The organism is Pseudomonas sp. 8O, assembly GCF_902506495.1.
GTDB lineage: Bacteria > Pseudomonadota > Gammaproteobacteria > Pseudomonadales > Pseudomonadaceae > Aquipseudomonas > Aquipseudomonas chaetocerotis.
In genome coordinates this window covers 1,221,503-1,245,444 of the sequence record NZ_LR733264.1, presented here as the reverse complement: position 1 = coordinate 1,245,444, position 23,942 = coordinate 1,221,503, and the positions used below count along the sequence as shown (strand labels likewise).

Here is a 23,942-nt window from a genome sequence, read left to right as displayed (position 1 = left end):
GGAATGTGTGGGGGGCTCCCCGGATTGCATCCGGGCTACCTGTCCGTTACTTCGCCGCCATGCGCAGCGCGCCATCGAGGCGGATCACCTCGCCGTTGAGCATCGGGTTCTCGACGATATGCCGTACCAGTGCAGCGTATTCATCGGGGCGCCCCAGCCGCGGCGGGAACGGCACGTTGGCCGCCAGCGAATCACGCACCTCCTGCGGCATGCCGGCCATCATTGGCGTCTCGAACACGCCTGGCGCAATGCACATCACGCGGATGCCCGAGCGCGCCAGATCGCGCGCCGCCGGCAGCGTCAGTGCGGCGACGCCACCCTTGGAAGCAGCATAGGCAACCTGCCCCATCTGTCCGTCGAACGCTGCCACCGACGCAGTATTGATAATGACCCCACGCTCGCCCTCGGCGTTCGTCGTGTTCTGCGCCATGGCCTCGGCAGCCAGACGCAACAGGTTGAAACTGCCGATAAGATTGATCTCGACGGTACGCCGGAAACTGTCCAGGCCATGCGCACCATTGCGTCCCAGTATCTTCTCGGCTGGCGCGACGCCGGCGCAGTTGACCAGTCCGTGCAGAGCGCCGAATGCCGCCAACGCCTGCGCCACGGCTGCGTGGCCATCTTCTTCGCGAGTGATGTCGGCGCGCACGAAACGGGCATTGCTGCCAAGTTCGGCGAGGGCCTGCTGGCCTGCCTCAGCGTTGATGTCCAGCACCACCACCTGGCCGCCCTGCCCAACCAGCTCACGGGCGCTAGCCAGACCCAGGCCAGAGGCGCCGCCGCTGATCAGGAATACGGACTTGTCGATACGCATGCTTGGACCTCCTGTGATTTCAATGACTGACGGCCACCTGGGTCTTGGCGATTTCCTGGTTGCGCAGAAGGAAACGCTGGATCTTGCCGCTCGGGGTCTTGGGTAATTCGCTGACGAACTCGACCTCACGCGGATAGGCATGCGCAGATAGGCGCTCGCGCACGTGCCGCTGCAATGCCTCGGCCAGCACTGCATCTGGCGCATGACCGGGCTTGAGCACGACGAATGCCTTGACCCGTTCGGTACGCTCGGGGTCCGGCTTGCCAATGACCGCTGCCTCGACGACAGAGGGATGCTCGATCAGCGCGCTTTCCACGTCGAACGGGCCGACCCGGTAGCCGCTGGTGGTGATTACGTCGTCGGCACGGCCAACGAAGCTGATGCTGCCATCGACGTTCAGCTCGACGGTATCGCCACTGAGGTAATAGTCACCGACAAAGGCCGAGGTCGGCAGCCCCAGGTAACCGGGAAACCAGAACAACGGCGAGCGGCGCCGGTCCACCGCCAGGATGCCGGGCTGGCCCGCCGACAGCTCGCGCATCTGCTCGTCCAGCACCACCACGCGATGACCGGGCACGGCGTAGCCGGCTGCCCCCCTGTGCACCGGGTGCTGCAGGCCATGATGGTTACACAGCACCATGCCCAGTTCGGTCTGCCCGTAGTGGTCATGGATGGTGCAACCCAACTCCTGATCGAACCAACGGATCACCTCCGGCGTCAGCGGCTCGCCGGCGCTGGACACCGCGCGCAGGCGCCCGCGCAATTGTGCCTCGACCCGCTCCCGCTCGGCCATCAACAAGCGGAAGGCGGTCGGCGAACCCGCCAGGTTGCTGATGCCCTGCTCGCGAATGATCCGACAGGTACTGTCGACGCTGAAGGGGCCTTCGTAGAGGGTGGTCGACAGCCCCATGGCCAGCGGCCCGGTCACCGCGTAATAGAGGCCGTAGGCCCAGCCCGGATCGGCCAGGTTCCAGAAGCGGTCGTCGGCCTGCAGGCCGATCGCATCACGCATGTAGCCTACGAACGCGGTGATCGCCTTGAGCGGAACGGTCAGAGGTTTGGCCGGCCCGGTGGTGCCAGAGGTGAACATCAACAGGAAGGGATCGTCGCCGCTGCGCATGACAGGCGCAAAGGTGGCGCGTTGGCCTAATGCAGCAGCGAACTCGGCGCCTAGTGTCAGCACCGCAGGGCTCGGCGTGATCGCATCGAGCTTGTCGCGGTTGGCCTGATCGGTCACCACCAACCGCGTACCGGCACCCAGCAGGCGATGTTCGATGGCCTTGGGACCGAAGGCGGTAAACAACGGTTGATAGACGGCGCCGATACGCCAGGTACCCAGAATGGTGACCAGCAGCTCCGGCGAGCGCGGTAGCAGGCCGGCCACCACATCTCCGGCGCCGATACCCTGACTGCTTAGGTAGTGCGAGAAGCGCGAAGCCTGTTCCTGCAACTCGGCGAAGGTCCAGCATGAACGTTCACCCCCTTGCCCTTCCCAATAAAGGGCGATGGCACCGCTGGCGGCATGGCGGTCACAGCACTCGACACAGGCATTGAGCGCATCGCGATTCCCCGTCAGCGCGTCAGCCATGGCGCGAGACGGATCGAACTGGCGTGCGGCAGAGAAGTAATCATGCATGGCGGGGCTCCCGGCTTGTTATTGTGCGGAGTGTCCCAGATGGTCACGGCGCCGGCCGGTTGCGGCAATGTCGAAAGGCTTCAATCGTGGCGAGCACTTTTGACAGCCGCCCGTTCTGCCGCGCAGTACTGGCCCGGTGTCGTGCCGGTCCACTTGCGAAAGGCTTTGTAAAAGGCACTGGCGTCGGCAAACCCGAGTGTCTCGGCCAACTCGGCGAACTGCCGGCCGCCGGCGTCCAGGCACGCGACGGCGAGATCGCGGCGAACCTGATCCTTGAGCACCTGATAACTCTGCCCCTCGCGCGCCAGGCGACGGCGCAGGGTCGAGCTGGCCATGTGAAAGCGCTGCGAGAGTTGCTCGAAATCGGGCCAGTGGGCCGGTTCCAGACTGCGCAGGCAGGCTTTCACGCGCATGGTCAGGCTCTGCGGGTCGCGGTAGCGCACCAGAATGTTGGCAGGCGCGCCACGCAGAAAGCCGCGCAGCTCACTATGGCTTCGCGAAACCGGCAGGTTCAGGCAATCGGCCTCCAGCAATAAGCGGCTGCGTGGACACTCAAAACGCAGCTCATCCCCGAACATCACCTGATAGTCCGCGACATAATCGGGACGGGTACAACGCAACTCCACTGCCACGATGGGCAGGCGCCGCCCCACCAACCAGCAGCACAGCCCATGCACCATCATCCACAGGGTGAAATGGGCAAAGGCCCGCAACGGCTGCACGCCGGACTCGCGCACCACCACCTGGGCTAGGCCGTCGGCCCGCTCCAGGCGCAGTTGCACGTCATCCAGACCGAGATTGAGCAGGCGCACCATCACATCCAAAGCCACGCCCAGGTTGTCGGTGGCCAGTGCCGTGCGCGCCATGAAGGCAAAGGTGCCGGACTTCAGCCGGCGGCTGTCCATGCCAAAGAACTCATCGTCCAGGCCCGCTGCGAGGGCAAGCCACAGGCGCGCATAAGCCTGTGCCGAAACCCGCGCCTGGGGTCGCTGCAACTGCACCGGACTGATACCGGCCTGCGCCAACAGCGGCGCCTCGGGCAGACCCCGACGGCGCCACGCCTGCAACGCTTCGGCAACCAGATGGACGGAGATGGTGCCTTTCTCCAGGGCGCTGTCAGTCATCGGGCTCCTTCCTGAGCAGGGCGTCGGATGGGCACTTTGGCAAGTGACGAGCGTCTCGGCAAGTGTGATGCGGCGACAGCGACATTGCATTTGCCGATGATCCGTGGCATCCCTGCCTCACGGCAACGCCAGTGACAAATGGTGGGCTGCGTTCCGCCAACCTCAACAGCCAGGTGCGGGTATGACAGATGAAATGGAATGGCAAGGTCACCTTCGGCAAGGACTGGCTCGGCTATGTCGGCCTGAATGATGAAAGCAGCCCCCACGTGCATGTCGCCATCCAGCTCTGTGTCGGCCTGCAATACGGCGTCAGGGTGGCACTCGACGACGGCATCCTTGAAGGCGACGGCGTCATCATCGGCCCGGGTGTGCGTCACCACGCACTGGTAAGCACGGGCCGCATGGCGCTACTTTTTCTCTACCCCGACGCGCCACTGGGACGTGCCCTGCATCGCCAGCTCGGCAGTCGTGGTACAGCCGTAGCCAGCCAGGCGATTACCCACTGCATCCGCCATGCCGCAACGCTTGAGCAGGCGGTCGTTGCGCTGCAACAGTGCTTGGTCAGTGCACAGGCTTTCGACCCGCGCCTGTCTAATATCCTCGACCTGCTGCGCGCAGACTGCAGCGGTGTCGGCGCGGTCTCTCGCGCCGCCAGTACGGCTGGCATCTCCCGCCCGCGCCTGCGCCATGTCGCCCACAGCCAGATGGGCGTACCCCTGTCGCAGTGGATCATCTGGCGCAAGCTCGAACGCTCCTGTCGGGCTCTGGCTCTCGAAGCCAGCCTGAGCGATGCCGCCATGCAAGGCGGTTTCGCTGATCAGGCCCACCTGACGCGCATGATGCGGCGCATGATCGGCCTCTCGCCTGGGCGCGTCGCGCTGATCCTGCGCAAGACGAGCGATTCATTCAATAATCCCCGCTGAGCCCGCGCCATCCTGTACCTCTACTGCGCCCTGCCAGTCGAGGAGTACAACTCATGTCCGGCAACTCAAAGATAACCGTTCTAATAACCGGTGGCAGCGGCGTACTGGGCGATAGCCTGATCTCCAAACTGGCCGACCGCTACCACTTGGTATGCCTGGTCAGGCGTCGAAGCATTCGCCACGACGGCGTCGAACTCGTGTATGGCGATATCCGCCAGCCGCGTATGGGCCTCAGCGCCAACGCCTATGTGGCACTGCTGGCAAGGATCGACTGGGTCATTCACTGCGCTGCCGTGACGCGCCTGAACGGCCATAACGCAGAGATTTTCGAGGTCAACTGCCAGGGTACGGTGCATGTGCTGGCCTTCGCCCGCGACGCTGATGTGCCGTTCTACCATGTCAGTACGGCCTTCACCCTGCCCTGCGAATACCACACCGGGGTGTTGCCGCAGACACCCTATGAAGCCACGAAGCGCAAGGCCGAAACTCTGGTACGAGAGGCCGGTGTAGCCGCGTCGATCTTCCGTCCCTCGATCATCATCGGCGACAGCCTGGATGGTCACATACCCAATCTGCAGGGTTTCCACCTGAGCATGGGGCTGGTCATGTCTGGCTTCCTGCCGATCATTCCATGTCCGGAGTCGGGACGCGTCGACCTGATTCCCCGCGACGTGGTCGCCGCAGCCATCGCCAGTGCGCTGGATCAGCGTCTGATCGGCGACGACTACAACCTCACCAGCGGCGCCCAGGCTCTCGAGTTCAGCATGATGCTGGATCTGATGTGCGCCGAGATGCAACAGCAGCACAAACCGTTCCGACGCCCGCGCTGCCTGCAACCGGATGTCTACGAACGCCTGGTACGCCCGGTTTTCCTGCCTGCGCTGGACGAACACACGCGCGCCGCACTCGCCATGACCGCACAGATGTGCCGCTACGCCAGCTTGCGCCAGCCCTTGCCCAGCTCCCTGGACGAGCTACTGCCAGCAGCGCGCCTGGCCCTGCGCAACCCACGTCAGGAAATGATGCTCAATCTCGCCCAGTTGGCCACGAGGCTCGGCGCCGTGCGGCGCATGCTCAACATTCCCCTCGAGAGCAGCCGCACATCAGGGCCAACGCTGGAGGTTGCGCAAGCATGAACAACCTCGAAGCCTCGTCTCGGGAACGCTTGATGACACAAGTGCATGACCAGTATCGCGACCATGTCAACGCCGGCTATGCGCGTCTGGCCTCGCTGATGAACCTGCCGATCGAGTCCAGCGGCGCCGGTGCCCACCTGTTCGATAGCGATGGCAACAGTTACCTCGATGCCGGTGGCTATGGAGTCTTTCTACTCGGTCACGCCTACCCCGACATCGTCGCCGAGGTCAGTGTGCAATTGCACAGCCACCCGATGGCCAGCAAGCTGCTGCTCAACCCCTTCCAGGCTCGTGCGGCCGCCGCCCTGGCCGCCGTCTGCCCCGGCGACCTGCAATACGTCTATTTCTGCTGCGCCGGCACAGAAGCCACCGAGGCAGCGCTGAAACTGGCCTGCCTCAATGGCTGCCAGCACGTGGTCTCGATGCAGGGCGGCTACCATGGCAAGACGCTCGGCGCACTGGCGGTCACCGGCAATGCGCTCTACCGCAATCCCTTCGCCCGCCTGCTGAAGCAGAGCCACTTCGTCCCGTATGGCGATAGCCAGGCCCTACGCGAACAGTTGCAGAGCCTGCCTGAGCGGACCTGCGTGATCCTTGAGCCGATACAGGCCGAAGCCGGTGTAATAAGGCCGCCCGCTGGCTACCTGCGCCAGGTACGCGACCTCTGCGATGAGCATGATGCGGTACTGATCCTCGATGAAATCCAGTCGGGCATGGGACGCACCGGGCGCTGGTGGGCCTGTGACGAGGAAAACGTGGTTGCCGACATCATGCTGGTCGGCAAGAGCCTTTCAGGCGGCTGCGTACCGGTCAGCGCCATGGTGGCGACCCCACGCATGCAGGAACCACTGAACCGCAATCCCTTGCTGCACACCAGCACCTTCGGGGCCAATCCACTGGCCATGGCTGCCGTGGTGGCAACGCTGAGGGTGATGCAGCGCGACGCTCTGGTGCAACGCGCCCAGCGCCTGGGCGAAACGCTCCAGTACGCATTCGAGACGCTGCTGCGCCGGCGCCAATGGAGCAGCCAGATTCAACTGCGCTGCGCCGGGCTGCTGCTGGGGTTCGAATTCAGCGACGCCTCGCTCGCCGCAAACATGGTCATGCACCTGCTCGCACAGCGCATCGTGGTCAATCACTCGCTCAATGATCACTGCGTGATCCGCCTGACGCCCTCGGTGATGTATGGCGACAGTGACGTGCAATGGCTGCTCGATGGCTTCGCCACCGCTCTGGCCCACACCCTCAGCCCATAGGACCGCCCCATGAAAGAAGTCAGCCTGACCGCCTTTGTGCCAAGCCAGAGTGCCGAAACGGTCTATACGACCCTCAGTAACTTCAGTACCTATCCCGATCTGTGCGAATCGATACGCAAAATCGACATCCAGCCGATGGAACACAACGAGACACTCAGCGATTGGGAGGTGGACTTCCACAGCGGTGTTCTCAGGTGGCAGGAACTGGACGTTTTCGATCCCATCAATCTCATCATCTGCTTCCGTCAGACCACAGGCGATATCGAACATTTCTCCGGTTCCTGGCAGATCAGCGATGTCGAACAAGGCGCCAACATCGCCTTTCGCTCGCGCTTCGATATCGGCCTGCCGATGCTCGCCGACATGCTTGACCCGATTGCCTGGCAGGCACTGCGCGACAACATCGGCGGCATCATTCACGGGCTGTTTCCCAACAGCCTCATACGGGATTGACGCCATGAACCTCACCCTGCTCCGACGTTCGCGGCAAACCCTCGACATCTTCTCACCCGGCTTCGCCGAGACACTGGCGGCATTGCCGTTCGAACAGCGCGAGGCGGCCGACAGCCCCGTGGTGCAGTGGTTCAAGGAACGAGGCCCGCTGGGCCTGCTGGTGCCACGTTCATCGGGCGGCCTGGGCGCCACTGCGCTTGAGGCCATGCATGTGCAGGTGGCCATCGGCGCCCTGTCGCCATCGCTGGCGGTTGCCAGCACCATGCACCAGTTTTCGGTGGCCAGCTTGGTGGCTGTCGCACTGAAGGGCGCCGGAGCCGATGCCTTGCTGCTCGCCGCCATCGCCCAGCAGCGCTTGCTGCTGGCCTCCGGTTTCGCCGAGGGCGTAACTGGCGGCGGCATCCTCGATACCGGCATGGCTGCCGTACCATTCAAGGACGGCGTGCGCCTCAGCGGCAGCAAACAGCCATGCAGCCTCGGTGCCTCACTGGATCTGCTGACGGCCAGCTACAGCCGCGACACTCCCGCTGGCGAAGAACTGATGATCGCGCTGATCCCACCCTCAGCACCCGGCGTCACTCAGCATCCGTTCTGGGCCAATCACGCGCTGGCCGGCGCACAGAGCATGGAGCTGCGCCTGGAAGACGTGTACGTCGACAAGAGGATGCTGTTTTCCGCCGGGCTCAAGGCCCGCCTGGGCGACGTACAGACCATCGGTTTCATCTGGTTCGAACTGCTGATCAGCGCCGCTTACCTCGGTGCCTGTCTGGGGCTGGCGGAACAGGCAATGGCCTCGCAGCGCTGGAGCGATCAGCAACGAGTCGAGCTGGGTTGCCAATTGCAGTTCGGCTTGGGTGCTTTGGAGGGGGCCGCGCACGAGCTGGATCGAGGGGACGTTGACCTGCAGGATCAACTGGCGCGCCTGTTGCTGGTTCGCTATGGCCTGGAACAGCAACTGGTCCGTGCCTCCGACCTGGCTCACCAGATGCTCGGAGGGCTCGCCTTTATACGCTCCAATATGGGCAGCCAGTGGCTGCTCAGCACGCGCGGCTTGCAGTTTCACCCACCCGGCCGCCTGGGCATGTCGACCAACCTCGATATCTACCTGCGGGACGCTACCTTCAGCATCGCCAACGGGGCACGCTCATGAAACTGCACGGCAAGATCATCGTCATCACCGGCGCCGGGCGTGGTCTGGGCCTGCATACCGCCTGCAAGCTCAAGCAACTGGGCGCCATCGTGGTCGGCATCGACCGTCTCGACGAACCGGACAGCGGAGAACTCGATGCCTACTTCCAACTGGACCTCTGCGATTCGGTGCTGCTGGACGATGCCGTGCGCTCGATCCATGAGCGCTTCGGCGACATTGATATCCTGATCAACAACGCCGGTGTGCTCACCCTCGAACGGGCCGAAGACGGTGTCGGCGAGTCGGTGCGGCGGACTCTGGAAATCAACCTGCTGGCGCCCTGGAATCTGACGGCGAAGTTCCTTCCGGCGTTGCTGCGCAAAGGCGGCAAGGTCATCAATGTGTCTTCGCTGTTCGCCCTGGTCAACGCGCCCTACATCGCTGCCTATGCCACCAGCAAACGCGCCATGAGCGCCTACTCCGACGTGCTGCGCATGCACTATCGCGGCCGACTGGACGTGGTCACGGCATTTCCCGGTTTCATCGATACCGCCATCCACGAGTCAGCCGAACGGATCGGGCTGTCGGTCAAGCGACTGGTGAGTTTCAAGCTGGGCGGGCGTGTGCTGCTGTCGCTGGAGGAAAAACTCGAGGACGCCAGCGATGGTCTGGTTCGTATCTGTCACCGGCAGGGCCTACGCAACACCGGGCTGACCGCGCTCGGCAGCCTGGCCATGTACACCGCACGCTGGTTGCCCGGTCTGGTGGACGCCTTCATCAGCCTGCGCCTGCACAGCTTGAGCAAGGCCGGGCAACTGCAACTCAAGCCGGAGCTGATCGAATGATGACCTGCCAGCCCTTCGCCAGACCGGCATTGCGCCCGGAGCGTCATCTGCTGGCGCCGTCGCTGTGGCAGTCGACGCTGGCGATCGGCTATGCCCTGCTGCTGTTCGCCGGGCCACTGGCGCTGTTCGTGGCCGCCAGCGAATGGTTCGGCTGGTGGGCGCTGGCCGCCCTGCCGCTGCTGCTACCGGCCGGATACGGCCTGTTCCTGCAGGGCATCCTGGGACACGAGGGCTTTCACTCCAACCTCAGTAGCAACCGTTTGCTCAGTTGCTTGCTGGCCGTGGTCACCAGTTCGCTGCTTTTCGGCTTCTGCGTCACGGGCTACTTCGTCGATCACTGGCAGCATCACCGCTACAGCAACAGTCCGCGCGACCCCGACTGGCGGGTACTGCGACGCTATCGCGGGGCCTTTTCACGCCTGCTGGTGTCGCGGCTGCATACCACCGTCCGCTACCTGTTCAAAACGCTCTGGCTGGCCATGCCCGGCTCCACCGTCGACGGCTGCCTGCCGCTGCCAGCTTGGCAGATTCGCCTGCTGGCCAGAGCCAATCTGGTCTGCCTGCTGCTCTGGCCCCTGCTCTGGCTGCTACTGGCAAGTCACTGGCCGACCCTCCTCCCGGCACTGCTGACCTGCCTGCTGCTCGCGCTACTGATCGCCGCACTCAACGCCTATCAGGAACATGCCTTCCCGGCTGACATCAGACAGCCGCTCGCCCGTTCCCGCACCGCGCTGCTGAGCACCCTGTTGCACCTGGGCTCGAACTATCACCTGGAGCATCACCTGTACCCACGCGTGCCCTGCTGGCGCCTGCACCACGTGCACCGAGCACTGCTGGCCAGCGGCTGGTACGACGGACGCGAGGCGCTGTTGGAGCCCTCCTTCCTCGGCGCGTTGCGCTATTGCCGCGCACGCTTTCCCTACGCAGGCGCGTGAAAGCGCACCACTTAACTGCACACACCATTGGAACCGAACATGCCCTTCGATATCGATCCTTTGATTCGCGACGAACGCCGTGCCCTGCTGGAGCACCCACTATTCACTCGCGTCACCACGCTGGAAGACGTCCGTCTGCTGATGGAACTCCACGTGTTCGCAGTCTGGGACTTCATGACCCTACTCAAGCGCATTCAACGCGACCTGACCTGTGTTGATTTGCCCTGGTTGCCTCCCGCGCACCGTATGGCCACCCGGCTGATCAACGAAATCGTGATCGGCGAGGAGTCCGACGAACTTCCGGGAGGCGGCTTCGCCAGCCATCTGGAACTCTATTTGGACGCCATGGACGAGATCGGCGCCGACAGCAGCGGGTTCCGTCAGTTTCTGGTGCGACTGAGGAGCGGCATGCCACTGAGCGAGGCGATGGACGACCTGCCCCCGGCGGCCAGGGTATTCGTCGACGAAACCCTGGAAGTCGCTCTGCACGGCTCGACCGAACAGGCACTGGCGTATTTCTTCTTCGGCCGCGAAGACATTATTCCGGACATGTTCAACGGCCTGCTCGAACGCTGGGCCATCGATGAAGCCAGCGTGCCGATGCTGACCCATTACCTCAGGCGCCATATCGAAATGGATGGCGACAGCCACGGCCCCGCCGCTAGGCGAATCATCACCGAACTCATCCGTGAGCCCGAACAGCAGCAGGTTCTGGTGGACAGTGCGCGCAGCGCCATTCGTGCCCGCACCCGGCTCTGGGACGGTGCTCTCCTGTGTCTGGAGCAACGCCACGGCCAGGTGGCGGTCAACGGGGTTCTCAGCGCGCCCGGCTGAATGCAATCGGCAATCCGGCACAGGCAGACACGACGAGAACCAGGATGAAGAGCAACTGAGATGTTCAAGAACAAGAGCGCCAAATGGGCCGTTTGCCTGCTGGTGATCGGCAGCCTGGCTGCCTTCGGCTGGCAACGCTGGCAGTACGAAAACCGCTACGTCAGCACGGACAATGCGGAGGTGGAAGGCGTCATCATCCCGATCCGGGCACGACTGTCCGGTGAGGTCATCGCCGTCGCAGTGGAAGAAAACAGCCGCGTTGCCGGAGGTGACCTGCTGTATCAGGTGCGCGAGGACGAGTACCGGCAGCAGGTGACACAGGCCGAAGCCCATTATCTGGCCTTGTTGACCGCCGCAGGCCAGGCCGACATGCCCGGTCTGGTGGACAGTCAGGCACGCGGCGCCATCGCTCGCAGCGAGGCGGCCAAGGCACGGATCGAACAACTGGCGGCCAGCCTGGAAGAGGCGGACAGCGACTACCGCCGCAGTCGCCGTCTTGCCGAGCAGGGGGTGCTCAGCACGCGTGATCTGGAGGTGGCACGCGCCCGTAACAACGCCCTCGCCCACCAGTTGCAGGGTGCCCGCGACGATTCTCAGGCCGCGCGTGAAGGCGCCCTGGCCAATCAGGCTGCGCTGAAGGTCGAACAGTACCGCCTGCGCTCGGCCCAGGCGGCGCTGGCGCTGGCCCACATCCACCTGCAGGACACCCGGCAGGATGCGCCCCGCAGCGGCATCATCGTTCACCGACACGTCCAGCCCGGCCAGTTCGTCATGGCGGGCCAGAAACTGCTGAGCCTGATCGCCACCGACACGCTCTGGGTGGTGGCCAATTTCAAGGAAACCCAGATCGGCCGCGTGCGCGTCGGTCAGGTGGCGCGTATCAGTGTCGATGCCTTCCCCGAACAGACCTTCGACGGCGTGGTGCACAGCCTGGTCCCCGCGACCGGAGCGCGCTTCTCACTGCTGCCTCAGGAAAATGCCACGGGTCACTTCACCAAGGTGGTGCAGCGGCTGCAGGCGCGTATCGAGTTCAAGGCGCTCTCCCCTGAACTCAGGGACGCACTCAGCCAGGGCATGAGCGTACTGGTCGAGGTCGATACCCACGATGACGGCGGACAGGCGCGGTGAAGTCGCCCTGGCTGGTAGCCTTTACGGTCACCCTGATCTCGATGATGGAATTGCTCGACGTCACCATCGTCAATGTCGCCATTCCCAGCCTCATGGGTGCCTACGGTGCCTCGGTGGACGAAATTTCCTGGGTCTCGACCGGCTACATCGTCGCCAACGTGGTCATTCTTCCTACCAGCGGCTGGCTGTCGGCCTGGTTCGGCCGGCGCGCCTATTATCTGGCCTCGTCCGCCCTATTCGTCCTCGCCTCCCTCGGCTGCGCACTCTCGACGGAACTGTGGCAGATGGTGCTGTGCCGGATCATCCAGGGCCTGGCTGGCGGAGGGCTGCTGGGCATCTCCCAGGCCATCATCTACGACGTGTTCCCGAAGGAAAAGGTCAGCACCGGACTGGCGCTCTACGGTGTCGGGGTCATGATGGGGCCGACCCTGGGTCCCTCGGTCGGTGGTTACCTCATCGACACCTTTTCCTGGCACTGGATCTTCCTGATCAACCTGCCGATCGGTGCCATCGCCATATTGCTGGCCTGGCTGTGCGTGGACGACTCGGTAAACGAGCGCCGTCCGCAACGCATCGACTACTTTGGCTTCGTGCTGCTGGCCGTCGGTGTCGGCAGCGTGCAGATCCTGCTCGAACGCGGCGAGCACTGGGACTGGCTGGAGTCGGGACGTGGCCTGCTGTGCCTGGCCCTATCGGTAATCGGCCTGCTGGGTTTCTGCTACTGGGAACGGCGAGTGGCCAATCCGATCGTCAACCTGGCGCTGTTCGCCAATCGCGACTTCCTGCTGGGTTCGATCTGCGCCTTCTGCGTCGGTTTCGGCCTGTACAGCACCCTGTTCATGGTGCCCCTGCTGTTGCAGACGCTGCTGGAGCAAAGCGCCTACCAGAGCGGCCTGGTGATTTTCCCCGGCGCACTGGCCAGCGCCGTGAGCACTCTGGTGATCGGCAAGCTGTCGCAGGACAACCGCATCGACGAGCGCGCGTTCATCTGCCTGGGCATCCTGGTCTACGGCTACGCCATGTACCTGCACACGCAGTTCACCCTGCAGAGTACGCCCGACACCCTGTACTGGCCGCTGATCATTCGCGGGCTGGGGCTGGGCATGATCTTCGTGCCGCTGACCAACCTGGCCATGCGGCAATTGCCCGCCGAGCTGATCTCGGTCGGTTCCGGCGTGCTCAATCTGATGCGCCAGCTCGGCGGCAGCGTCGGCATCGCCATCGCCGCCACCCTGCTGACACGCTTTTCCTGGCGCAGCTATCGCCAGCTCTCGGAGCACGTCGACGAGCACAGCCTGCTCGCCAGCGGCTGGGACCGCGCGGCCCTGGAGCCCTGGCGACTGTCCACCGAGCTGCTCGACCCGCAGCAGGCGACCGCCCTGCTGGCCTTTATCGAAGCGCGCGCCCAGGCGCAGATGCTCGGTTTCAGCATGCTCTTTGCCCTGCTCGGCAGCGTGATGCTCCTTGGTGTGCCCATGGTCTTGCTGATGCGCAAGGCTCCCTCTCAACCTGTAAAGGAGTCTGCGACGTGCCCGGACGATCCCCGCGAGCCCGCCTGAGCCTGCTTGCCCTGTTGAGCCTGCTGGTGCTCGGCACGGGCCGCAGCCAGGCCGAGGACCTCTACCAGAGCTACCAGTGGGCCCAGCAGCACGACATGGCCTATGCCGCCGCCCAGCAGCGCCGGCTGGCCGCTGCCGAACCGCAGCGTCAGGCACGCGCCGCCCTGTTGCCGCAGCTTTCGCTGGAGGCCGGCGACGGCTGGGTCGAACACCGGCACAGCGACACAATCAGGCGTAACCGCAATGACTCCAACGCCTACGCACTGGTACTGGTGCAACCGTTGCTGCGCTGGCAGAACCTCATCGCCCTCGATCAGGGCAAGACGCGTGACAGCGCCGCGCAGATCGACCTGCTGGTCGCACGGCAGACGTTGATGTTGCAGGTAGCCAACGCCTACTTCGCGCTGCTGCTGGCCGAGGACCAGTTGCTGACCAGCCGGCAGCAGGTGCGCACGCTGAGCCAACACCTGGACAAGGCCCAGCGCCTCCTGCTGGCCGGCTCGGGCACCGAGCATGCAAGGCAACAGGTGCAGGCACACCATGATGCGGCCTATGCCGAGCAGATCGCAGCCGCCAATGACCTGCGCCTGCGGCAACAGGCACTGTTGCGCCTGACCGGCCGCACGCCGGGCGAACTGGCCAGACTCGATACCCGCACGGCCTTCAGCGCACCGCAGCCGCCACGCCTGGAGACCTGGGCCGAACAGGCCCGCCAGTACAACCTGAGGGTTCAGGCGGCCGAACTGCGCCGACTGATCGCCGAACAGGAAACCGAGAAACAGCAGGCCGGTCACCTACCCAGTCTCGACCTGGTGGCCGCTCACGGACGGTTTTCCTCGGTGGGCGGCAGCCTCTACGATGTCAGCCTGCCCGCCGACCACTACACCCAGAGTGTGCTTGGCGTACGCCTGAGCGTGCCGTTGTACGCCGGTGGCGGCACCATCAGCCGCAGCCGCGAGGCTCAGGCGCTACTCGGCGTTGCCGAACACGAACTGGAAGATGCGCGCCGTGAAGCCGACTTCGTGGCGCGCCAGGCCTTTCTCACCCTGACCAGTGGCATCAGCCAGTACCAGGCCTTGCAACAAGCCTTGAACTCCAGCCAGAGCAACCTGCACAACATGACGCAAGCCTTCGAAGCCGGGGCGCGGATCGGCAGCGACGTGCTGGACGCCGAGCAGCAACTCACACAGGCCCGCCACGCCCTCGCCAGACAGCGCCAGGCCCTGCTGCTGGCCAGGCTCGAGCTGATGGCCGCCACGGGCAGCCTGGACGAGGCAGGCTTGCAAACCATCAACGCTCTACTGGTGCGGCCCTGAGGGACACCCGGTTCTGTAGGGACACTGCCTGCATCAGGCGATGCTTCGTATAGGCTCAGCCGGCTTCGGGAATTTGCTGCAAGGCGGCGCGGCAACGTTCCTCGGCGGTGTCCAGCTCCAACTGCATCTGCTGGATGTCCAACAGTTGCTGCTCGAGTTGCAGACGCCGCTCGGCAATTTTGCCCAGCATGAGGGTGAGCTGGTTGCGGTTATCGCCCTGGGGATCGTACAGCTCGATAAGAGTCTTGCATTCGGCCAGGGAAAAGCCGATGCGCTTGCCTCGCAGGATCAGCTTCAGCGCCACGCGATCGCGGGGCGTATAGATGCGCTCCTGACCGCGCCGGGTCGGCGTGAGCATGCCCTGTTCCTCGTAGAAGCGAATGGTACGCGTGGTCACGTCCAGTTCGCGGGCCAGTTCGGAAATGCTGTAGGTCTTGGCGGCCATGACGGGGGTTCTCGCAGGAGCGCAAATGAGAAAAGGCTAGCAGCACGCTTACGTAAACGTCAACGCTACAACCCGTAGTGCGAGGTTCAGCGCGGCACCCGCCCCATCAGATAGAACTCGGCATTGGGCGGCGTACCGGCAAGCGTCACCAGGCGATTGGACAGGCCGAAGAACGCGGCAATGGCACCTATGTCCCAGATGTCATCGAGACTGAAACCGGCCTCCAGCAGGCGCGTCTGCCAGTCTGAGTCCAGGCCGCCGCCGCGCAAGCCGACGTGCAGGGCGAAGTCGAGCATCAGGCGCTGACGCTCACTCAGTGACGCTGTACGTGGATCAATCGCCAACTGGTCGGCCAAGTGGGGATTCTTGCTGTAGATGCGCAGCAACGCACCGTGCGCCACCACGCAGTACAGGCAGCCGTTGCGGGCGCTGAGGGTGACCACGATCATCTCCCGTTCCGCCAGTGTCAGGCTGACGGACTCACGCGTCATCAGGGCATCGTGATAGGCGAAGAAGGCGCGAAACTCTTCGGGTCGGTGCGCCAGCATGAGAAACACGTTGGGAACGAATCCGGCCTTGTCCTGCACGGCCAGGATGCGTGTACGCACGTCCTGCGGCAGTTCATCGAGCGATTCGGGTACGGCAAAGCGGCTGATGTGCGTGTTCATGGGGCGTCCTCGGAAAAGGTCAGGTTGCCGCAGCTTGTCCGCCGGCGTCATGCCGACGGGCAAGCCGATATTCACTGAGGCGCGATGCCCAGCGCACTCAGACTCATTTCGCGCATGCGAAACTTCTGCACCTTGCCGGTAACCGTCATCGGGAAGGCATCGACGAAGAGAAAATGCCGGGGCACCTTGAAGTGGGCAATGCGTCCCTGACAGAAATCGCGCAACTGCTCGTCGCTGACCGTCTGCCCCGGATGGCACTTGACCCAGGCGACGATCTCCTCGCCGTAGTGTTCATCGGGAATGCCCACCACCTGCACGTCGGCTACCGCCGCATGGCCGAAGAGGAACTCCTCGATCTCACGCGGGTACAGGTTCTCGCCACCGCGAATGATCATGTCCTTGTTACGCCCGACGATACTCAGGTAGCCCGCCTCGTCCATCACTGCAAGATCGCCGGTGTGCATCCAGCGTGCACCGTCGATGGCCTCGGTAGTCGCCTCGGGGTTATTCCAGTAGTCCAGCATCACGCTGTAGCCGCGTGTACAGAGTTCGCCGATCTGGCCACGCGGCACGATACGTCCCTGTTCGTCGACAATCTTGCTTTCCAGGTGCGGCTGGGTGCGCCCGACACTCGCCACGCGGCGCTGCAGGTCATCATCGGCGGCGGTCTGGGTCGACACCGGGCTGGTCTCGGTCATGCCATAGGCAATCTGCACTTCGCTCATGTGCATCTCGCCGATCACCCGTTTCATCACCTCGATCGGGCAGGTCGCGCCAGCCATAATGCCCGAGCGCAGGCTGGATAGATCGAACTCGCCACGCCGCGGATGATCGAGTTCGGCGATGAACATGGTCGGCACACCGTACAGCGTCGTGGCGCGCTCTTCGGCCACTGTCTGCAAGGTGCTCAGCGGATCGAAGGCATCGCTCGGATAGATCATGGTGCTGCCGTGGGTCAGGCAACCGAGGTTGCCCATGACCATGCCGAAGCAGTGGTACAGCGGCACCGGAATCACCACGCGGTCATGCTCGCTCAAGCCCAGGCTTTCGCCGACCATGTAGCCGTTGTTGAGGATGTTGTAGTGACTGAGCGTGGCCCCCTTGGGAAAACCGGTGGTTCCCGAGGTGTACTGGATGTTGATGGCCTCGTCGAACTGCAACTGAGCGCTGCAGGCGCGCAGTTGTTCCGCGCAGATACTGTCCGCATGTGCCAGCAGTGCCTCCCAGCCGAGCATGCCGGGTGCAGGCTCGCGGCCGAGGCTGATTACACCACGCAGCTCCGGCAGCATAAGGCTGTGCAGTGCACCGCTGGCACTACCGGGCAGTTCGGGGAGCAATTGACCAAGCATCGCGTGGTAGTCGCTGGTCTTGAACGCATCGGCACAGATCAGCCAGTGGCAACCGGAATGCTTGAGCGCGTACTCCAGTTCGCTGAGTCGATAGGCCGGGTTGATATTGACCAGAATCACCCCGGCTTTGGCGCTAGCGAACTGAGCGATGCACCACTGCGCACAGTTCGGTGCCCAGATGCCCAAGCGCTCGCCGGGCTGCATGCCGATGGCCAGCAGCGCACGCGCACAGCGCTCGACCTGCTCGGCCAGTTCCACCCAGCTATAGCGCACCTGCTGATGACGCACCACCAGCGCCTCACGCTCGGCAAAGCGCGCCACCGTCCGGTCGAATGCTGCACCGATGGTCATCGCCAGCAACGGCTTATCCTGTGGACCGCGGGTATAACTGGGTAATGTCATGGCATGCCTCTGTCTTATGCTTGTTATCGAGTCTGGCGCCCTTGACTTGGCGAAGGCGTGGCAGTTGACAGCCGACCAAGTCACCTTTACGTTAACGTAAAGCAAAAAGACCTGACAAGCCCAATCAATAACGACAATTCACGGTGCCCCCATGAGCTACCCCACTCTCAACTTCGGCCTCGGCGAAACCCTCGACATGCTGCGCGACTCGGTGCACCAGTTCGCGCAGGCCGAGCTGGCGCCGCGTGCCGCGCAGATCGATCGCGATAACGAATTCCCCATGGACATGTGGCGCAAGTTCGGCGACATGGGCCTGCTCGGCATGACGGTCAAGGAAGAGTACGGCGGCACCGACATGGGCTATCTGGCCCATGTGCTGGCCATGGAAGAGATCAGCCGCGCCTCGGCCTCGGTGGGCCTGTCCTACGGCGCGCACTCCAACCTGTGCGTCAACCAGATTCACAAGAACGGCAGCGAGGCGCAGAAGCAGAAATATCTGCCCAAGCTGTGCTCCGGCGAGCACATCGGCGCCCTGGCCATGAGCGAGCCCAATGCCGGCTCAGACGTGGTGTCGATGAAGCTGCGCGCGGAAAAACGCGGCGACCGCTACGTGCTCAACGGCAACAAGATGTGGATCACCAACGGCCCGGACGCCCACACCTACGTGATCTACGCCAAGACCGACATCAACGCTGGCTCGCGCGGCATGACCGCGTTCATCGTCGAGCGTGATTTCAAGGGTTTCTCCCGCCACCAGAAGCTGGACAAGCTGGGCATGCGCGGCTCCAACACCTGCGAGCTGGTGTTCGAGGACTGCGAAGTGCCGGAGGAGAACATCCTGGGCGTCGAGGGCGGTGGGGTGCGTGTGCTGATGAGCGGCCTGGACTACGAGCGCACCGTGCTCTCCGGTGGCCCGACCGGGATCATGCTGGCCTGCATGGACGTGGTGCTGCCCTATGTGCACGAGCGCCAGCAGTTCAAGCAATCCATCGGTGAATTCCAGTTGGTGCAGGGCAAGCTGGCTGACATGTACGCCGGCATGAATGCCTCCAGGTCCTACCTGTACAACGTCGCCAAGGCCTGCGACCGCGGTGAGGAGTCGCGCAAGGACGCCGCTGCGGTGATTCTCTACACCGCCGAGATGGCCACGAAAATGGCACTGGACACCATCCAGTTGCTCGGCGGCAACGGCTACACCAACGAATACCCGGCTGGCCGCCTGCTGCGCGACGCCAAGCTCTACGAGATCGGCGCCGGCACCAGCGAAATCCGCCGCATGCTGATCGGCCGCGAGCTGTTCAACGAAACCAAGTGATCGGCGGGAACGCCCCGTGTGATGGTTCCCACGCTCTGCGTGGGAACCTGAAACCGGACGCAGAGCGTCCCTGGCGAAACTCCCACGCAGAGCGTGGGAGCGATCAAATCAAAATCGGAGCGCCCCAGATGGCCATCCTGCATACCCAGATCAACACCCGTTCACCGGAGTTCGCCGCCAACAGCGCGGCGATGCTTGCTCAGGTCAACGAGCTGCGCGCCCTGCTCGCCCGCGTCCATGAAGGCGGCGGCGCCAAGGCGCAGGAGCGCCACATCTCGCGCGGCAAGTTGCTGCCGCGCGAACGTATCAACCGCCTGCTGGATGCCGGATCGCCCTTCCTCGAGATCGGCCAGCTCGCCGCCCATGAGGTCTACGGCGAAGACGTACCCGCCGCCGGGGTTATCGCCGGTATCGGCCGCGTCGAAGGGGTCGAATGCATGATCGTGGCCAACGACGCCACGGTAAAAGGCGGCTCCTACTACCCGCTGACGGTGAAGAAGCACCTGCGCGCGCAGGCCATTGCGCGTGAGAACCGTCTGCCGTGCATCTACCTGGTGGACTCCGGCGGCGCCAATCTGCCGCGCCAGGACGAAGTGTTCCCGGATCGCGAGCACTTCGGCCGGATCTTCTTCAACCAGGCCAACATGAGCGCGCTGGGCATTGCGCAGATCGCCGTGGTGATGGGTTCCTGCACTGCCGGCGGCGCCTACGTGCCGGCGATGAGCGACGAAACCATCATGGTGCGTGAGCAGGCGACCATCTTTCTCGCCGGCCCGCCCCTGGTGAAGGCCGCCACTGGCGAATTAGTCAGTGCCGAAGAACTCGGGGGCGCCGACGTGCACTGCAAGACCAGCGGCGTGGCCGACCACTATGCCGAGGATGACGAACACGCCCTGGCCCTGGCCCGGCGCAGCATTGCCAACCTCAACTGGCGCAAGCTCGGCCAGCTCGACGCCCGCGCCCCCATCGCCCCGCGCTATGCCGCAGAAGAGCTGTACGGGGTGATCCCGGCCGACGCCAAGCAGCCCTTCGATGTGCGCGAGGTGATCGCGCGCATCGTCGACGACTCGCAGCTGGATGAATTCAAGGCGCTGTTCGGCACTACGCTGGTGTGCGGCTTCGCCCGCATCAACGGCTACCCGGTGGCGATTCTTGCCAACAACGGCATCCTCTTCGCCGAGTCGGCGCAGAAAGGCGCGCACTTCGTCGAACTGGCCTGCCAGCGCGGCATCCCCCTGCTGTTCCTGCAGAACATCACTGGTTTCATGGTCGGCAAGAAGTACGAGGAAGGCGGCATCGCCAAGCACGGCGCCAAGCTGGTCACCGCCGTGGCCTGCGCCCAGGTGCCGAAATTCACCGTGATCATCGGTGGCAGCTTCGGCGCCGGCAACTACGGCATGTGTGGCCGCGCCTACGACCCACGCTTCCTGTGGATGTGGCCCAACGCGCGCATCGGCGTGATGGGTGCCCAGCAGGCTGCCGGCGTGCTGGTGCAGGTCAAGCGCGAGCAGGCGCAACGCACCGGCCAGCCGTACTCCGATGAAGACGAACAGCGCCTGAAGCAGCCCATCGTCGAGCAGTACGAGAAGCAGGCGCATGCCTACTACTCCAGCGCTCGCCTGTGGGACGACGGCGTGATCGACCCGGCGCAGACCCGCGAGGTGCTGGCCCTGGCCCTGTCCGCCAGCCTAAATGCACCGATCGAGCCGACCCGTTTCGGCGTGTTCCGCATGTAACACCAGTCTGTAGGAGCCCGCTTGCGGGCGATCAAAAGCATCGCCGGCAAGCCGGCTCCTACACCAGAGTTCTGAGAGCGACAGACATGACCAACTTCACCACCGTACAGCTTGAAACCGACAAACGCGGCTTCGCCACCCTGTGGCTGAACCGCCCGGAAAAGAACAACGCCTTCAACGCCGAGATGATCCGCGAGCTGATCCTCGCCCTCGACGCCGTGGGTGAAGACAAGAGCCTGCGCTTTCTCCTGCTGCGCGGCCGTGGCAAGCACTTCTCGGCCGGCGCCGACCTGTCCTGGATGCAGCAGGCGGCCGGGCTGGACTACAACACCAACCTCAACGACGCCCGCGAGTTGGCCGAGCTGATGTACAACCTGCACGGTCTGAAGATCCCGACCCTGGCCGTGGTGCAAGGCGCGGCCTTTGGCGGCGCGGTGGGGCTGGCCAGTTGCTGCGACATGGCCATCGGTAGCGAAGACGCCCTCTTCTCACTGTCCGAGGTGCGCATCGGCCTGGCTCCGGCGGTGATCAGCCCCTTCGTCGTGCAGGCCATCGGCGAGCGTGCGGCCAAGCGCTATGCGCTCACTGCCGAACGCTTCGACGGCAGACGCGCCCGCGAACTGGGCCTGCTCGCCGAGAGCTACCCGGTCGACGAACTGGACACCCAGGTCGAAGCCTGGGTCGCCAACTTGCTGCACAACAGCCCGCAAGCCATGCGCGCCAGCAAGGATTTGTTGCGTGAAGTAGGCAGCGGCGAGTTGACCCCCGCCCTGCGCCGCTACACCGAGAATGCCATCGCCCGTCTGCGCGTCAGCGCCGAAGGCCAGGAAGGCTTGCGCGCATTCCTGGAAAAACGCCAACCCACCTGGCAGGAGCCATCCGCATGATCGACACCCTGCTGGTCGCCAATCGTGGCGAGATCGCCTGCCGCGTGATGCGCACGGCCAAGGCCATGGGCATCCGCACCGTCGCCGTGCACAGCGCCATCGACGCAGGTGCGCGGCACGTGCGCGAAGCCGATGTGGCGGTGAATCTCGGTGGTGCCAAACCGGCCGAAAGCTACCTGCTGATCGATAAGATCATCGCTGCCGCCAAGGCCAGTGGCGCGCAGGCCATCCACCCCGGCTACGGTTTTCTCTCGGAGAACGCCGGCTTCGCCCGCGCCATCGAACAGGCCGGATTGATCTTTCTCGGCCCGCCCGCCTCGGCCATCGACGCCATGGGCAGCAAGTCAGCGGCCAAGTCGCTGATGGAGGCTGCCGGCGTGCCGCTGGTGCCCGGCTACCACGGTGAAAAGCAGGATCTTGATACCTTCCGCGAGGCCGCCAAACGCATCGGCTACCCAGTGCTGCTCAAGGCAGCCGCTGGTGGCGGCGGCAAGGGCATGAAGGTGGCTGAATCAGAAGCGCAGCTCGCCGAGACGCTGGAATCCGCGCAACGTGAAGCGCAGTCGGCCTTCGGCGACTCGCGCATGCTGGTGGAAAAATACGTGCTCAAACCGCGCCATGTGGAGATCCAGGTATTCGCCGACCAGCACGGCAACTGCCTGTACCTCAACGAGCGCGACTGCTCGATCCAGCGGCGCCACCAGAAGGTGGTTGAGGAGGCGCCGGCACCGGGCCTGAGCCCCGAGCTGCGCCGCGCCATGGGCGAAGCGGCGGTCAAGGCGGCGCAGGCCATCGGCTATGTCGGCGCCGGCACGGTGGAGTTTCTGCTCGACGAGCGTGGCGACTTCTTCTTCATGGAGATGAACACCCGCCTGCAGGTCGAGCATCCGGTCACCGAGGCCATCACCGGCCTCGACCTGGTGGCCTGGCAGATTTGCGTCGCCCGTGGCGAGCCGCTGCCGATCACCCAGCAGCAGGTGCCGCTGAACGGCCATGCCATCGAGGTGCGGCTGTACGCCGAAGACCCGGACCACGATTTCCTTCCCGCCACCGGCACCCTGGCGCTGTACCGCGAAGCCGGCAACGGTGACGGGCGTCGCGTCGACAGCGGCGTGGCCGAGGGTGACAGCGTCTCGCCCTTTTACGACCCGATGCTGGGCAAGCTGATCGCCTGGGGCGAAAACCGTGAGCAGGCGCGCCTGCGTCTGCTGACCATGCTCGAAGGCACCCTGGTCGGCGGCGTGAAGACCAACCTGGCATTCCTGCGCCGCATCCTTGCTCATCCAGCCTTCGCCGCGTGCGAGCTGGACACGGGCTTTATCCCACGCCATCAGCAGCAGTTGCTGCCTGCGCCAAGCGAGTTGCCGGACGCGTTCTGGCAACTCGCTGCCGATGCCTGGGTACAGAGCGAAAGCCCCGTGCAGCGCGCGGACGACAGCCATTCGCCCTGGGCCGCTCGTAGTGGTTGGCGCGCCGGTGGTGCAGCGGAAATCGACCTGCACCTGAACTGCCAGGGCGAAAGCCGCAAGGTGCGCGCGAGCAACCAGGCCCGCTTGCAGGGCGAAGAACTGCTGGCGGACATCGACGGCATACGCCAGCGTCTGCGTGCCATTCGCCGTGGCGAAACCCTCTATTTGCAATGGCACGGCGAGCTGCATGCCATCAGCCGCTTCGACCCCATCGCTGCCGCCGAGGCCAGTCATGCTCAGCATGGTGGCCTCAGTGCGCCCATGAACGGCAGCATCGTCCGCGTACTGGTCGAACCCGGTCAAGCGGTCGAGACTGGCACAGCGCTGGTGGTATTGGAGGCGATGAAGATGGAGCACAGCATCCGCGCGCCCGAAGCCGGGACGGTCAAGGCGCTGTACTGCCGTGAAGGCGAAATGGTCAGCGAAGGTGCGGTGTTGGTGGAGTTCGAACCCTAGGGTGGATCGCGCTTCATCGATCCACCATGAAGTCATTCGCCTGCATCAAGGTGGACATGAAAGGCGATGTCCACCCTACGTAGCAGTTCGACCATCTTGCCGCGAGTGGTGCGCACGGCGCACCCTA

Annotated in this window: 21 protein-coding genes; 15 read left to right on the top strand and 6 right to left on the bottom strand. The window is 64.1% G+C overall.

Features of this window, described 5'->3' with window-relative positions:
• Positions 1-46 precede the first annotated feature (46 nt).
• The 3 genes from GV002_RS08490 to GV002_RS08480 form a co-directional block, all read right to left on the bottom strand.
• Positions 47-814, bottom strand: coding sequence for a 3-hydroxyacyl-CoA dehydrogenase (locus GV002_RS08490; protein ID WP_160017897.1), 768 nt, complete (start codon positions 812-814; stop codon positions 47-49).
• A 19-nt stretch (positions 815-833) separates the two neighbouring features.
• On the bottom strand, positions 834-2,450 hold the full coding sequence (locus GV002_RS08485; RefSeq protein ID WP_160017896.1) for an AMP-binding protein: 1,617 nt from the start codon (positions 2,448-2,450) through the stop codon (positions 834-836).
• An 80-nt stretch (positions 2,451-2,530) separates the two neighbouring features.
• The gene (locus GV002_RS08480) at positions 2,531-3,574 is read right to left on the bottom strand and encodes an AraC family transcriptional regulator (RefSeq protein WP_160017895.1); all 1,044 of its coding nucleotides are present in this window, start codon (positions 3,572-3,574) and stop codon (positions 2,531-2,533) included.
• A gap of 188 nt (positions 3,575-3,762) precedes the next feature.
• On the opposite strand from GV002_RS08480, the gene GV002_RS08475 reads away from it, so the two are divergent.
• The 11 genes from GV002_RS08475 to GV002_RS08425 are packed head-to-tail and all read left to right on the top strand — an operon-like array spanning position 3,763 to position 15,088.
• Positions 3,763-4,497: a helix-turn-helix domain-containing protein gene (locus tag GV002_RS08475; protein ID WP_160017894.1), complete on the top strand. Its 735-nt coding sequence runs from the start codon at positions 3,763-3,765 to the stop codon at positions 4,495-4,497.
• Positions 4,498-4,550: 53 nt separating this feature from the next.
• A complete protein-coding gene (locus GV002_RS08470) occupies positions 4,551-5,633 on the top strand; it encodes an SDR family oxidoreductase (protein ID WP_160017893.1) in 1,083 nt (360 codons plus the stop codon).
• Between the two features lie 32 nt (positions 5,634-5,665).
• Positions 5,666-6,889: an aspartate aminotransferase family protein gene (locus GV002_RS08465; protein WP_256667051.1), complete on the top strand. Its 1,224-nt coding sequence runs from the start codon at positions 5,666-5,668 to the stop codon at positions 6,887-6,889.
• Between the two features lie 9 nt (positions 6,890-6,898).
• The gene (locus GV002_RS08460) at positions 6,899-7,342 is read left to right on the top strand and encodes a type II toxin-antitoxin system RatA family toxin (protein ID WP_160017891.1); all 444 of its coding nucleotides are present in this window, start codon (positions 6,899-6,901) and stop codon (positions 7,340-7,342) included.
• A gap of 4 nt (positions 7,343-7,346) precedes the next feature.
• Complete coding sequence (locus GV002_RS08455) at positions 7,347-8,492, top strand: acyl-CoA dehydrogenase family protein (protein ID WP_160017890.1); 1,146 nt, start codon at positions 7,347-7,349, stop codon at positions 8,490-8,492.
• A complete protein-coding gene (locus GV002_RS08450) occupies positions 8,489-9,316 on the top strand; it encodes an SDR family NAD(P)-dependent oxidoreductase (protein WP_160017889.1) in 828 nt (275 codons plus the stop codon). The genes GV002_RS08455 and GV002_RS08450 overlap by 4 nt, the downstream gene beginning before the upstream one ends.
• Positions 9,313-10,251: a fatty acid desaturase gene (locus GV002_RS08445; RefSeq protein WP_256667050.1), complete on the top strand. Its 939-nt coding sequence runs from the start codon at positions 9,313-9,315 to the stop codon at positions 10,249-10,251. The genes GV002_RS08450 and GV002_RS08445 overlap by 4 nt, the downstream gene beginning before the upstream one ends.
• A gap of 39 nt (positions 10,252-10,290) precedes the next feature.
• On the top strand, positions 10,291-11,085 hold the full coding sequence (locus tag GV002_RS08440) for a DUF3050 domain-containing protein (protein WP_160017888.1): 795 nt from the start codon (positions 10,291-10,293) through the stop codon (positions 11,083-11,085).
• Positions 11,086-11,145: 60 nt separating this feature from the next.
• On the top strand, positions 11,146-12,213 hold the full coding sequence (locus tag GV002_RS08435) for an HlyD family secretion protein (RefSeq protein ID WP_160017887.1): 1,068 nt from the start codon (positions 11,146-11,148) through the stop codon (positions 12,211-12,213).
• Positions 12,210-13,772, top strand: a complete 1,563-nt coding sequence (locus tag GV002_RS08430) for a DHA2 family efflux MFS transporter permease subunit (protein WP_160017886.1) — start codon at positions 12,210-12,212, stop codon at positions 13,770-13,772. The genes GV002_RS08435 and GV002_RS08430 overlap by 4 nt, the downstream gene beginning before the upstream one ends.
• A complete protein-coding gene (locus GV002_RS08425) occupies positions 13,742-15,088 on the top strand; it encodes a TolC family outer membrane protein (protein ID WP_160017885.1) in 1,347 nt (448 codons plus the stop codon). The genes GV002_RS08430 and GV002_RS08425 overlap by 31 nt, the downstream gene beginning before the upstream one ends.
• A 55-nt stretch (positions 15,089-15,143) precedes the next feature.
• Here the strand turns inward: GV002_RS08425 and GV002_RS08420 are convergent, their stop codons facing one another.
• From GV002_RS08420 to GV002_RS08410, 3 genes are all read right to left on the bottom strand, one after another.
• The gene (locus GV002_RS08420) at positions 15,144-15,533 is read right to left on the bottom strand and encodes a MerR family transcriptional regulator (protein ID WP_160017884.1); all 390 of its coding nucleotides are present in this window, start codon (positions 15,531-15,533) and stop codon (positions 15,144-15,146) included.
• Positions 15,534-15,619: 86 nt separating this feature from the next.
• Complete coding sequence (locus GV002_RS08415; RefSeq protein ID WP_160017883.1) at positions 15,620-16,201, bottom strand: peroxidase-related enzyme; 582 nt, start codon at positions 16,199-16,201, stop codon at positions 15,620-15,622.
• Positions 16,202-16,272: 71 nt separating this feature from the next.
• The gene (locus GV002_RS08410) at positions 16,273-17,952 is read right to left on the bottom strand and encodes an AMP-binding protein (protein WP_160017882.1); all 1,680 of its coding nucleotides are present in this window, start codon (positions 17,950-17,952) and stop codon (positions 16,273-16,275) included.
• A 151-nt stretch (positions 17,953-18,103) separates the two neighbouring features.
• Between GV002_RS08410 and GV002_RS08405 the strand changes: the two genes are divergently transcribed.
• From GV002_RS08405 to GV002_RS08390, 4 genes are all read left to right on the top strand, one after another.
• Positions 18,104-19,267, top strand: coding sequence for an isovaleryl-CoA dehydrogenase (locus GV002_RS08405; protein WP_160017881.1), 1,164 nt, complete (start codon positions 18,104-18,106; stop codon positions 19,265-19,267).
• A gap of 128 nt (positions 19,268-19,395) precedes the next feature.
• Positions 19,396-21,003 (top strand): carboxyl transferase domain-containing protein, encoded by a 1,608-nt coding sequence (locus GV002_RS08400; protein WP_160017880.1) that lies wholly within the window; start codon positions 19,396-19,398, stop codon positions 21,001-21,003.
• An 86-nt stretch (positions 21,004-21,089) separates the two neighbouring features.
• Positions 21,090-21,890 (top strand): gamma-carboxygeranoyl-CoA hydratase, encoded by an 801-nt coding sequence (locus tag GV002_RS08395; protein ID WP_160017879.1) that lies wholly within the window; start codon positions 21,090-21,092, stop codon positions 21,888-21,890.
• The gene (locus tag GV002_RS08390; RefSeq protein ID WP_160017878.1) at positions 21,887-23,815 is read left to right on the top strand and encodes an acetyl/propionyl/methylcrotonyl-CoA carboxylase subunit alpha; all 1,929 of its coding nucleotides are present in this window, start codon (positions 21,887-21,889) and stop codon (positions 23,813-23,815) included. Before GV002_RS08395 ends, GV002_RS08390 begins: the two co-directional genes overlap by 4 nt.
• The last annotated feature ends 127 nt before the right edge of the window (positions 23,816-23,942 follow it).